General features: G+C 71.8%; 9 protein-coding genes. 3 read left to right on the plus strand and 6 right to left on the minus strand.

Features of this window, described 5'->3' with window-relative positions; all coding sequences use genetic code 11:
• The first annotated feature begins 12 nt into the window (after positions 1–12).
• Complete coding sequence (locus tag ACLBWP_RS15105) at positions 13–2013, plus strand: maltotransferase domain-containing protein (protein ID WP_243560704.1); 2001 nt, start codon at positions 13–15, stop codon at positions 2011–2013.
• A complete protein-coding gene (gene glgB, locus ACLBWP_RS15110) occupies positions 2010–4634 on the plus strand; it encodes a 1,4-alpha-glucan branching protein GlgB (RefSeq protein ID WP_447655801.1) in 2625 nt (874 codons plus the stop codon). Before ACLBWP_RS15105 ends, glgB begins: the two co-directional genes overlap by 4 nt.
• 137 nt (positions 4635–4771) lie before the next feature.
• Here glgB and ACLBWP_RS15115 read toward each other — a convergent pair whose 3' ends face one another.
• Entirely contained in the window at positions 4772–5779 is a 1008-nt protein-coding gene (locus tag ACLBWP_RS15115) for a tetratricopeptide repeat protein (RefSeq protein ID WP_447655802.1), read from the minus strand.
• Positions 5776–7515 (minus strand): hypothetical protein, encoded by a 1740-nt coding sequence (locus ACLBWP_RS15120; RefSeq protein WP_447655803.1) that lies wholly within the window; start codon positions 7513–7515, stop codon positions 5776–5778. Before ACLBWP_RS15120 ends, ACLBWP_RS15115 begins: the two co-directional genes overlap by 4 nt.
• 188 nt (positions 7516–7703) lie before the next feature.
• Here ACLBWP_RS15120 and ACLBWP_RS15125 point away from each other — a divergent pair, with 188 nt between their 5' ends.
• The gene (locus ACLBWP_RS15125; RefSeq protein WP_447655804.1) at positions 7704–9518 is read left to right on the plus strand and encodes a hypothetical protein; all 1815 of its coding nucleotides are present in this window, start codon (positions 7704–7706) and stop codon (positions 9516–9518) included.
• 115 nt (positions 9519–9633) lie between these two features.
• On the opposite strand, the gene ACLBWP_RS15130 is transcribed toward ACLBWP_RS15125, so the two are convergent.
• The 4 genes from ACLBWP_RS15130 to ACLBWP_RS15145 all read right to left on the minus strand — a co-directional run bounded on the left by ACLBWP_RS15130 (position 9634) and on the right by ACLBWP_RS15145 (position 12351).
• Positions 9634–10392: an alpha/beta hydrolase gene (locus ACLBWP_RS15130; RefSeq protein WP_447655805.1), complete on the minus strand. Its 759-nt coding sequence runs from the start codon at positions 10390–10392 to the stop codon at positions 9634–9636.
• The gene (locus tag ACLBWP_RS15135) at positions 10389–10697 is read right to left on the minus strand and encodes a hypothetical protein (RefSeq protein ID WP_447655806.1); all 309 of its coding nucleotides are present in this window, start codon (positions 10695–10697) and stop codon (positions 10389–10391) included. Before ACLBWP_RS15135 ends, ACLBWP_RS15130 begins: the two co-directional genes overlap by 4 nt.
• A gap of 15 nt (positions 10698–10712) precedes the next feature.
• Positions 10713–11354, minus strand: coding sequence for an aggregation-promoting factor C-terminal-like domain-containing protein (locus ACLBWP_RS15140; RefSeq protein ID WP_243561064.1), 642 nt, complete (start codon positions 11352–11354; stop codon positions 10713–10715).
• Between the two features lie 448 nt (positions 11355–11802).
• Complete coding sequence (locus tag ACLBWP_RS15145; protein WP_243560691.1) at positions 11803–12351, minus strand: DivIVA domain-containing protein; 549 nt, start codon at positions 12349–12351, stop codon at positions 11803–11805.
• Between the last annotated feature and the right edge of the window lie 43 nt (positions 12352–12394).

Below are 12394 nucleotides of genomic sequence, written 5' to 3' on the forward strand. Positions count from 1 at the left end.
AGCGTCTGCTCCGTGGCCACCGCAGACCGACCCCGGCGTCCGAAGATCGGGCGCATCCCGATCACCGAACTCAGCCCCCGGACGCCCAACGGCTTCCCGGGCAAGGCCTTCGACGGCGAGGTGATCACGTTCGGCGCGACCGTCTTCCGCGAGGGGCACGGCGTGATCGGCGCCGACGTCGTGCTGGAGCGGCCGGACGGAGGGACCAGGACCGTACCGCTCACCCTCGTCGCACCGGGGACCGACCGCTACGAGGCGACCGTGCAGGTCGACCACGTCGGCGTCTGGACCTGGCACGTCGAGGCGTACTCCGACGACTGGACGACCTGGCTGCGTGGCGCGCGGCTCAAGGTCGCCGCGGGCGTCGACGTGCAGGCGACCCTGCTCGACGGTGCTGCGCTGCTGGACCGACTCGCCGACGAGACCGACTCCCCCGCGGCCACCCGCGCTGCGGCCCGGGTCCGCGACCAGGACCTCGACCCGGCCGAGCGTCTGGCCGCGGTCGACGACCCGCGCATCGCCGCCGAGGTCGAGGAAGCGCCGCTCACCTCGCTCCGCACCCACTCCCCCGTCCAGCTCCTCGACGTCGAGCGCACCCGCGCGGGCGTCGGCGCCTGGTACGAGTTCTTCCCGCGCAGCGAGGGCGCCAAGCGGAACCCGGACGGGTCGTGGAAGAGCGGCGACTTCCGCACCGCCGCGCGTCGCCTGCCCGGCGTCGCCCGGATGGGCTTCGACGTCGTCTACCTGCCGCCGATCCACCCGATCGGGCACACCGCACGCAAGGGGCCGAACAACACCCTCGACGCCGGGCCGAACGACCCGGGCAGCCCGTGGGCGATCGGCTCCGAGGCCGGTGGGCACGACGCGATCCACCCCGACCTGGGCACCGAGGACGACTTCCGCGACTTCGTCGAGACGGCGAAGAACGCCGGGATGGAGGTCGCGCTCGACTTCGCGCTGCAGTGCTCCCCCGACCACCCCTGGGTCACCGAGCACCCGGAGTGGTTCACCGTGCGCGCCGACGGGTCCATCGCCACGGCCGAGAACCCGCCGAAGCTGTACCAGGACATCTACCCGATCCAGTTCGACACCGACCCCGAGGGCCTGGTCGCCGAGGTCGAGCGTGTACTGGAGCACTGGATCGCGTTCGGCATCCGGATCTTCCGCGTCGACAACCCGCACACCAAGCCGCTGTGGTTCTGGGAGCGGGTCATCCGCGAGATCCGCGACGAGCACCCCGACACGGTGTTCCTGGCCGAGGCGTTCACCCGCCCGGCGATGATGCGCGCCCTGGCCGAGGCCGGGTTCCAGCAGTCGTACTCGTACTTCACCTGGCGCAACACGAAGGACGAGATCGCGGACTACTTCGAGGAGCTCAGCCACGAGACGAGCGACTACCTCCGCCCGAACCTGTTCGTGAACACGCCGGACATCCTGACCGAGTTCCTGCAGTTCGGCGGCCGCGCCGGCTACAAGGTCCGGGCAGCGCTCGCCGCGACGGGTGCGCCGACGTGGGGCATGTACTCCGGCTACGAGCTCTTCGAGGACGTCGCCCGCCCGGGGTCCGAGGAGAACATCGACAACGAGAAGTTCGAGTACAAGCCGCGCGACTTCGCGCTGGCCGAAGCCGAGGGTGCCAGCCTGGCGCCGTACGTCACGATGCTGAACCGCTTCCGGTCCGCGCACCCCGCGCTCCGCCAGCTCCGCAACCTGCACGTGCACGACGCCGAGGACGGCGCGATCGTCGTCTACTCCAAGCACCTGCCCGGACGGTTCATCCGCTCCGGTCGCGACGACACCGTGATCGTCGTCGCGAACGTCGACCCCCACTCCGCCCGTGAGACGACCGTGCACCTCGACCTCACCGCCCTCGGACTCGACCCGGAGCAGGCGTTCGACGTCCGCGACGTCGTGACCGGGCAGCGCTGGGTGTGGGGATCGTCCAACTACGTGCGCCTGGATGCCTTCCAGGAGCCCGTGCACCTGCTCGTCGTGGAAGGACCACACCGATGACCACCGACCCCAACGAGGCCGACCGGACCACACCCCGGGACCGCGGGCAGGGGCCGAGCGTGCCGCCGGTCCAGCCGCCGCCGCCGCCCGTGCCCGCTCGTCCCGCCGCAGCCGTCCCGCGACCGGTGCCGTCGCGCCCCGTGGCCGATCCTGCCGCTGCGCCCCGCACCGAGCCGAAGGTCTCCGCGCCGGGCGAGGACATGCCCGGCGCGCGGCTGCCGAAGCGTGAGGCGCCCGACCGCGGCGTGACCGAGTCGGAAACCCTGGCGGGCGGCTCCACGCCGCTGCCCGACACCGCAGCACCGACCGCGCCCGCAGTGCCGACCGAGCCCGCAGTGCCGACCGCAGCCAGCGTGCCGGCCGCAGCCAGCGTGCCGGCCGACGCGACCGCCCCGGGTGCGCCCGCCGACGTGCCGGAGCCGACCCGGGCCTCCCGTCCGACCGTGGAACCGCGTCCCGCCCCCGTCGAGGAGTGGCTGCGGCAGCAGGTCGCCGAGGCCCGCTGGTCGCAACCGCACGACGTCCTCGGCCCGCACCCCGTCGACGGCGGCACCAGCGTGCGTGTCGTCCGACACCTGGCGAAGGCCGTCCGTCTGGTCCGGCCCGACGGCGACGACATCGAGTTGTCCCACGAGGGCGACGGCCTGTGGGCCGGCGCCACCGCGGACACGCTCGGCCGCTACCGGGTCGAAGCCGACTACGACTTCGACGACTCCACCGACTCGGACGACGCCACCTGGACCACCGACGACGCGTACCGGTTCGCGCCGTCCCTGGGTGAACTCGACCTGCACCTGTTCGGTGAGGGCCGTGACGAGCAGCTCTGGAACCACCTGGGGGCACACGTCACGACCCTGGACGGCGTCGACGGCGTCGCGTTCGCCGTCTGGGCACCGCGGGCGACCGCCGTGCGCGTGATCGGCGACTTCGAGGGCTGGGAGGGCCGCACCACCGCGATGCGCCGCCTGAACGAGCTGGGCGTCTGGGAGCTGTTCGTGCCCGGGGCGCTCGACGGCCAGCGCTACAAGTTCCAGATCCTGACCGACAGCGGCTGGGTCGAACGCGCGGACCCCTTCGCGCGCCGTGCCGAGGTGCCGCCGCTGACCGCCTCGGTCATCACCAGCTCGGACTACACCTGGTCCGAGGGCGATGCCGCCTGGATGCAGCAGCGCGCCGAGACGACCACCCACGACCAGCCGATGAGCGTGTACGAGGTGCACCTCGGCTCGTGGCGGCCGGGGCTGAGCTACCGCGAGGTCGCCGACCAGCTCATCGGCCACGTGCAGTACCTCGGCTTCACGCACATCGAGTTCCTGCCCCTGTCCGAGCACCCCTTCGGCGGCTCGTGGGGCTACCAGGTCACCGGCTACTACGCCCCGACCTCGCGCTACGGCTCGCCCGACGACCTGCGCTACCTGATCGACCGTCTGCACTCCGCGGGCATCGGCGTGATCATGGACTGGGTCCCCGGGCACTTCCCCAAGGACGAGTGGGCACTGGGCAGGTTCGACGGCCACGCGCTGTTCGAGCACCCGGACCCCCGCCGCGGCGAGCAGCTCGACTGGGGCACCTACGTGTTCGACTTCGGGCAGCCGCAGGTCCGCAACTTCCTGGTCGCGAACGCGCTGTACTGGATGGAGGAGTTCCACATCGACGGCCTGCGGGTCGACGCCGTGGCCTCGATCCTGTACCTGGACTACTCGCGCACCGACTGGCTGCCGAACATCCACGGCGGACGCGAGAACCTGGACGCCGTCTCGTTCCTGCAGGAGACCAACGCCACCGCGTACAAGCGCTACCCCGGCATCGTCATGATCGCCGAGGAGAGCACCTCGTGGCCCGGCGTCACCCAGCCGACCAACGCGGGCGGTCTGGGCTTCGGGCAGAAGTGGAACATGGGCTGGATGCACGACTCGCTCGAGTACGTGCAGCGCGACCCGGCGTACCGCGCGTACCACCACGACGAGCTGACGTTCTCGTTCGTGTACGCGTTCAGCGAGCAGTTCACGCTGCCGATCAGCCACGACGAGGTCGTGCACGGCAAGGGCTCGCTGTACGGCAAGATGCCCGGCGACGAGTGGCAGAAGCTCGCCAACGTCCGTGCATACCTGTCCTTCATGTGGGCGCACCCCGGCAAGCAGCTGCTGTTCATGGGCCAGGAGTTCGCGCAGGTCTCGGAGTGGTCCGAAGAGCGTGGGCTGGACTGGTGGCAGTCGGACGACCCCGGACACAACGGGGTGCAGCGGCTGGTAGCCGAGCTCAACCGCGTGTACAAGGACACCCCCGCGCTGTGGACGTTCGACGCCACCGCCGAGGGCTTCGAGTGGATCGAGGGCGGCGACGCACCGCACTCGACGATCGGGTTCCTGCGGAAGGCGGGTGACGAGCGCTTGGCGGTGTTCGTGAACTTCTCCGGCGTGCCCGTCGAGCGGCGGTTCGGGCTGCCCCTGGCCGGTACGTGGACCGAGGTCCTCAACACCGACGCCGCAGAGTACGGCGGGTCCGGTGTCGGCAACCTGGGCGTCGTCACCGCCGAGGACACCCCGTGGGCCGGCCGACCGGCCTCGGCGCACCTGGTGGTGCCGCCACTCGGCGCCGTCTGGCTGCGGCTCGAGCGGTAGTCCTTCCGCTCTTCATCGCGGAAGCGACAGTTCACCGCGGAAGGTCCGGGGCGTTCTGTCGCTTTCGCGGTGATGACAGACGGACGGGAGGCCCGGTGCCAGCTGGCACCGGGCCTCCTGTCCGTCTCGTGTCCCTGCTAGTACAGGGCGTTCGCCAGGCGACGTCGGGCCGCGACGACGCGCGGGTCCTCGGCACCGATGAGCTCGAAGTACTCGACGAGCCGGACGCGCAGCGCTTCGCGGTCCTCGCCGAACACCGTCGGCACCAGGTCGAGCAGACGACCGAAGGCGTCCTCGACGTGCCCGCCGCTGATGTCCAGGTCGGCCACGGCCAGCTGTGCCGGCACGTCGGTCGGGTCGTTGCCCGCCGCCGCGCGGATGTCGTCCGCCGTCCGGCCGTTCAGCCGGTCGAGCAACGACACCTGCGCCAGACCCGCGACGGCCATCTGGTCGTGCGGGTCCTGCGCGATCGCCGTGGTGTACTCCTGGATCGCGGTGGCGTAGTCGCCCTGCTCGATCGCGTCGTACGCCGCCTGGTGGTGCGGCGGGAGCGGCTCGGGCTCCGGCTCGCCCTGCTCGGCGGTGTCGACCGGAGCGTCCGCGCCGTCGACGCTCACGCGGCCGGACACACCGTTCTGCTCGGCGGCCTGCAGCACCTGCTCGAAGACGTCGCGGACCTGCGCCTCGGGCAGTGCGCCGACGAACAGTCCGAGCGGGCGTCCGCCGATCAGCGCCGCCACGGTCGGGATCGACTGCGCCTGGAACGCCTGCACGAGCTGCGGGTTCGTGTCGGCGTCGACCTTGGCCAGGACGACACGGCCGTCGTACTCGGCGGTGAGCTGCTCGAGGATCGGCGAGAGCTGCTTGCACGGGCCGCACCACTCGGCCCAGATGTCCACGATGACGGGGACGACGGTGGAGAGCTCGAGGACGTCCTGGAAGCTCTGGTCGGTGACGTCGATCACGAGCGACGGGACGGTCAGTGCTGCCCCGGTGTCACCACCGGTCACGCCGGGGGTCCCGGACGTGCCGGGGGTCCCGGATGCTGTCGGCTGCTGCGGTGCCGGGCGCTGCGCACGGTCGACCAGGGAGGACAGGTCGACGGCGCCGCGGAGGCCGGACGGGGTCGGGGGGACGTTGCTCATTGCACCTCACTTGCTGCGGTCAGGCCCTGCGTGAACCCGAGCAGGACTATCTTGTCGTCCGACCCGACGGCCGGCACGGAGAAGAGCAGCTGCACGCCGTAGGTGGCGCTGACGCCCTTCTTGCTGGAGTCGACACCGGACAGCGCCTTGACGGCACCCTCGGTGTTCACCTCGGCACCGTCGGCGGTCGGCGTGACCTTCTCGATCTCGTTGAGGTCGACCGACACCAGCGCGCCGGCACCGTTCGTCGCCAACGCGATCGCTGAGTCGTCGGGCGACTCGGACGAGTACTCGATCTTGGCGGTGTCGGGCAGGCCCGCGGACTTCTTGTCCTTGTAGTCCTTGCCGATCTTGGCGCGCAGGTCGTCGCCGTCGGACTGGAACAGCTTTGCGTACTCACTGTCGGAGTCCTTGGACAGGATGTCGCCGTAGGCGGTCCCGACCTGGTCCGGCGCGAGCGCCAGCAGCTTGGTGTCCGAGGCGAGCTGTGCCGCGCCGATCGACACCGGTGCCACCGAGGGCAGCTTGGCGTCGGCCTCGAGCGAGACGTCGTACATGACCTTGTAGTCGTCACGCGCGGACTCCTGCACCAGTGTGAGCGCCTGGGGGGCGGTCTTCTGGTCGTCGGGGTCGGACGCGACGACGAACACCGTCCGGGGCCACGAGTCGGTCTGCTGCGGGAGCGAGACCGAGATGTCGGACGCCGAGATCGCCGGCGGGGCCTGGACGTCCTGGTCCTTGCCGCGGATCGTGTAGTTGGCCTTGCGGAGTTCGAGTGCCGGACCGGTGAACCGGGTCGCTGCGAGCGTGGCGTCCTTGTCCGCGTCGGCCTTGGTGGCGACCTCGGCGACGCGCGTGACGACACGGTTGATCTGCTGCCGGGTGGCCGCGGTGGGCTCGGCCTGCTGCGCGGCACCCGTCGCCGTGGCCGTGGGGGTGGCGGTCGCCGCGGCGTCCGCTCCACCCTGCGGCCAGTACTCGGACGAGCACCCGGCGAGCGAGAGGGCTGCGACGACGACCACCGGGAGGGCGACGAGCGAGCGACGGCCGCGACGCGACTTGGTCGGGACCTGCGCACCGGCGGCAGCGGCGCGGCGCGAGGCACGCACGCGCGGCGGACGGGTGCCACCGCTGCGACGACGCGGACCGCGGGACCGACGCTGGTGCAGGAACGCCCAGACGAGCAACACGATGCCGCCCAGCACGAACACTCCACCGGCGGTCATCAGCGGGCCGACCGACGGCGTGGCGGTGTCCCGCGGCCAGGTAACGGACACGGCAGGCGCCGCGGTGGAACCGTCCTTGCCGACGATGACCATCGACACGTCCTGGGGCAACCGCACGGTGAACTGTCCCGCGCCGTCCCACTCCTGGTACCAGAGGTCGCTGCCGCGCGGGTCCGGCACGGAGGACTCACTGCCGGTCTGCTTCTCGACGAGCTTCGAGGTCTCGGCGTCGTAGCGCAGCGTCTCGTGCTCGGCGTCACCGACCCAGGCCTTGACGTCGCTGGTCTTGCCGTACGCCGCGAACGCGCCGGAGTCGGCGATGTTGATGCGCTGGTACCCGGGGTTGGCGTTGAGCACGGTGCCCGGGATGACGGTGACCGGTGCCGTCGAGGTCGTGGACGTCTGCGCGACGATCGAGGACGGTGGAGCGAACACGGTCCGCTGTGCCACACCGAGGCCGACCAGCAGCAGCCCGATGACGAAGGCGACGATCGCCAGGACGAATCGCACGGATCTCTCTCCCTCTGCGCCGGGGTGGGGGGAATCGGCGCGCGAACCAACGCCCCAGGGTACGCGAGGGACGCTGGACAGCGCATCCCCGCCCGCTGTCCAGCGCCTCAGACGTGCTCGGTGCGGCACCACTACAATCGACGCGCGGGCGGCACGGGGTCGTCCGGCGGGACCAGCGGGAGCGACACGTGGCGAACGACGAGGCAGAGTTCGGGGTCGAACTGCGGGGCTACCGCAAGGACGAGGTCGAGCGTGCCCTGAACGACCTGCGCCGCGAGCTCATCAAGTCGAACAACGACCGCGCCGAGGCCGCGAAGGAGATCCGTCTCCTGCAGACGCGCGTCGCCGACATGCAGGGCGAGCTCGACGAAGCCGGCACGCCCACGTACAGCGGACTCGGGACACGCCTCGAGTCCACCCTGCGTGTCGCCGAAGAGCAGTCCACCCGGCTGATCAGCCAGGCCGACATCGACGCCCAGCGCCTGCGTGCCTCGAGTCGCGCCGAGGCCGAGCGCACCCTGCGCGAAGCCCGGACCGAGGCCCAGGAGACCCTGGAGGACGCCCGCACCCGCGCCACGAACGAACTCGCCCGCGCCCGCGCCGAGTCCGCCGACACCGTCGAGCGCGCCCGCTCCGAGGCCGGCATGCGCACGCAGGACGCCCACAACGAGGCCGCTGCGATCCGCGGGGCCGCGGTGACCGAGGCCGCCGAGGTCCGCTCGATCGCCATCCGCGAGACCGACGCGCTGCGCGCTGCGGTCGAGCGCGAGGTCGCCGAGCTCCGCGAGCTCACCCAGCGTGAAGCGGCCGAGGCCCGTGGCGCGGCGGCGGACCTCGACCGCGAGACCGAGCACCGTCGCAGCGTCTTCGAAGCCGACCACGCCCGCCGACTCGAGGACCTGGACCGCGACGAACAGAACCGCCGCGCCGCCCTCGAGCGCGAGGTCACCGAGGGCCGCGCCGCGTGGGAACACGAGCGCACCGAGGGGCTCCGCGCGCTCGAACTCGAGATCGCCACCGGGCGCGCCGACCTGGCCGCCGAGGTGGACGGACGTCGCGCCGACCTGGCCGCCGAACTCGCCGACCGACGCCGCGTCCACGACGAAGAGCTCGCCGCCGCGCGAGCCGAGTGGGACCGCGAACTCGCATCCGCCCGGGTCGCCCTGGCCCAGGAGCTCGACGCCGCCCGCGCCCAGCTGCGTGTCGACCAGGAGCAGACGGCCGCTGAGAACGCCCGTCTGGTGCAGGAGACCGAGGACCGGATCGCCCGCGAGACCGACGAGCACGTCGCGCGCATCGAGCGCGAGCGGGCCGAGGCACTCGCAGCGGCGGAGCGCGCCGCACAGGACCACGAGGCCGAACTCGCCGCACGTCGCGAACGCGAGCACGCCGAGGTCGACACCGAGATCGCCGAGCGGCGCAGCGCCGAGCTCGACGACCTGCAGGCCGAGCGCACAGCCCTGCGGCAGGAGATCGACACCGCCCGCGCCGACCTGGCCAAGGAACGCGACGAGGTCCGCGCCGAACTCGCCCGCGACCGCGACGAAGCCCGCACCACGCTCGAGTCCGAACTGGCGAACCGCCGTGACGACGCCGAGCAGGAGTACCTGCGGAAGCACCACGAGACCGTGACCGAGACGCAGAAGTACCTGGACGAAGCGAACCTGCAGCTCGCCGAGGCCACCCGCCGCGCCGCCGAGGCCCGCGAACGTGCCGAGCGGCTGCAGCACGAGGCGAACGACCTCGAGCGCACCAGCACCGCCGAAGCCGAGGCACGTGCACGCACCGTCCTCGCCGACGCGAACGAGCGGGCGCACCGGATCGTCGCCGAAGCCGAGGCACGCACCGCCGCCGAGATCGCCGACGCCGAGGACCGACTCGCCACCATCCGCACCGAACGCGACGCGGTGGCGGGCTACCTCGAGAACCTGCGCGGCGTCCTGTCGCACGCCGCGGGGATCGTCGACGACGCACCGGCCGAGTCCGGACCGGCCGACCGCTGACCGCAGCCGGTCCAGGGGGCGCATGCCGCGCCTCTTGACCGGTGCCACGCGGCTCGCTGCTCGCTGCTCGGTGCTTGCGGCTGACGTGACAGGCGCCGGGCCGCCGGGGCGCCGGTCAGCCAGCCCAGTGCGTCGGCAGGGGTGCGGTGCCGGGGACGACCAGGTCCGCGATCGCATCGAGGACGATGCGGACGTACCGCTCGCCCACCCAGAGGTGTTTCGCCCCCTCGACCGGCACCACCCGGACGTTCGGCGCGACGGCGAAGCGGCGGGCTGCCTCGTCCGGCCGCAGGAAGTCGTCGTGCTCGGGGACCAGGGCGATGACCGGGACGTCGACCGCGGCCCACCGTGCCAGTTCGTCGTCGGTGGTGCGGTGCAGCGGCGGCGAGAGCAGGACCACGCCCGCCACCGCGCCCGATCCGACGTGCTCGAGCGCGTGCTTGAGGACGACCTCGGTGCCGAAGGACCACCCGACCAGCCACGGGGTCGGCAGCTGCCGGTGCGTGATCTCGGCCACGGCGGCGCGCAGGTCGAACCCCTCGGACACGCCGTCACCGAAGGTGCCCTCGGACGTGCCGCGCGGCGACGTCACGGAGCGGAAGTTGAAGCGCAGGACGGCGATGTCGGCCAGGGCCGGCAGGCGTGACGCGGCCTTCTTGAGCACGTGGGAGTCCATGAACCCGTGTGCAGTGGGCAGGGGGTGCAGGGTGACGATCGTGCCGCGCGCAGGGCGCCCCGCCGGTTCCGCGAGCTCCCCCACCAGCACGAGGTGGTCGTCGGTGACCAGCTCGATGTCCGTGCGCCGCGCCGGCAGGACCGTGCCGGACCGGATCTCGGTGTCGTCTGCAGCAGTGGTGTCGTCTGGATCGCTCATGCGGTCCTCCAGCAGTGCGTGTGCCAGTGCCGGCGAGACGCCAGGTCGGCCGCGTCGCCGAGGACACCGTCGGTCCGCCAGACCACCACGTGCGCGACCCCGGGCAGGATGGTGCCGCCACACCCCGGGCAGACGTACTCCTTCTGCGCCGAGGCGGTCGAGATCGGCTGGACCGCGTACTCGCGGCCGCGTCGGACCTCGGTGCGCTTCCAGCCGCTCATCAGACGATCGAGGCCGAAGGGTTCCTCGACGTCATCGATCTGCCGGTCGACCCGAGGCCGCCGCGGTCGGTTGCTGCGCGGCACCTGCGGGACCGCCGATCAGTACCAGTTGAAGGACTGGCTGTGACCCCAGGCACCACACGGGGTGCCGTAGACACCGGAGATGTAGTTCAGGCCCCAGGTGATCTGCGTCGCCGGGTTCGTCTGCCAGTCAGCGCCGGCCGAGGCCATCTTGCTGCCGGGCAGCGCCTGCGGGATGCCGTACGCGCCACTCGGGTTGTAGGCGTTCACACGCCAGCCCGACTCCTTGTTCCACAGGGAGACGAGGCAGCTGTACTGGTCGCTGCCCCAGCCGCGGGCCGCGACGAGCTGCTGGGCGATGGCCTGGGCGCTGCCCGGGTCCGGCGTGGCGGCAGTCGGCGCGATGGTGTTCGACGGGGTGACGGCGGTCTTCGACGTGGTCGAGGTGCTCGTGGTGGCGTCGGCCGTCGGGGTCGGGGCGGGTGCGACGACCTTCGGTGCGGGCTTGGTGATGTCGTAGCTGTCGCGCGTCACGTCGAACGAGGCGTAGGTGCCGTGCGCGGAGTACTGCTGCGGCGCTGCCGGGGGTGCCTTGGTCAGCACCGGGGTCGTGACGGCTGCCTGTGCGACGTCGGCCTGCAGCGGGTTGAAGAGCGACCCGCCCGCCATGAGCGACACCGCGAAGAACGACAGCGCGGGGATGGTGGCGCGGCGGCGCATGAAGCCGTTGAGCGTCGTCGGGTGCGTCGACGCGGGACGGGAGGCCGCACGCGCGACGGGGGCACGGCGCTGCCGCACGATGCGGCCGTCGGTCGGCGTCGCCGGGACCGCGTGCGCGATCTCGGGGCTGACGCGGTTGGCCGCCACCGACTTCGGCGCGATCGGGGTGGGGACCGGCGTCGCGACCGGGGCTGTCGCCGGGGTCGGTGCGTTCGCCGGAGCAACCGAGGTGTCCGCGGTGCGGATTCGGTTCTGTGCCGCGCGGCGCTCGCTGACCACGGGGTGGTCGAACTGCTGCCGGGATGCGCGGTCGGATCGAATGTCTGCCGTGTGCCTGCCCATGAGTTCGACCAGGATAACGGAACGATCACGGAAAGCGAAGCGCATCCACCCAGCGCGTCGCGGCGGGTCGCGATCCGAGCCCGTCCCGCGGGCTCGACCGAGCTGGCTAGCGGACGGCGAGCATGACCTCGACGACCGCGTCGAGCAGCGCGTCGACCTGGGCCTCGCGGTACCCGCCGTGCTTCGGCCGGAACACGATCGACCGGACCTCGGTCAGGCTGAGCGGCTTGCCGTCGCGGAAGTACCCGCCCAGGCGCTTCGCGAACGCGTCGACGTCCTTCGGGTGGTACCCGGTGGCCAGGACGTTCACGCGGTGGAAGCGCTGGCCGTCCGGGCGCTCGAGCCGTGCCACGACGTCCGAGGCCTTCGTGCGCGCCTCGGCGTACCAGGTCTTCTGGCCGGACTCGGCGATCTCGCGTTCACGCTCGCGCGTGGCGAAGGCGTCCTCGAGTCGTTCGAGCGCGGCGTCGACGTGCTGCGTCGAGTACCCGCCCTTCTTCATCGAGAAGGCGGTCGCGCGGATCTTGGCGGCTTCGATCCCCGGAGCGCTGTCGTTCGCCGTGTAGGCGCGACGGGCGTCCTCGAGGAAACGCTCGACCTCGTCGATGTCGTAGCCGAGGACCGAGCGGGGAGCTGTCGGGAACGTCGTGGGCACGGCGTCATTCTGCCAGGACACTCCCCCGGTACCAGCTGGACGC

This window comes from Microbacterium sp. M1A1_1b (assembly GCF_053345565.1).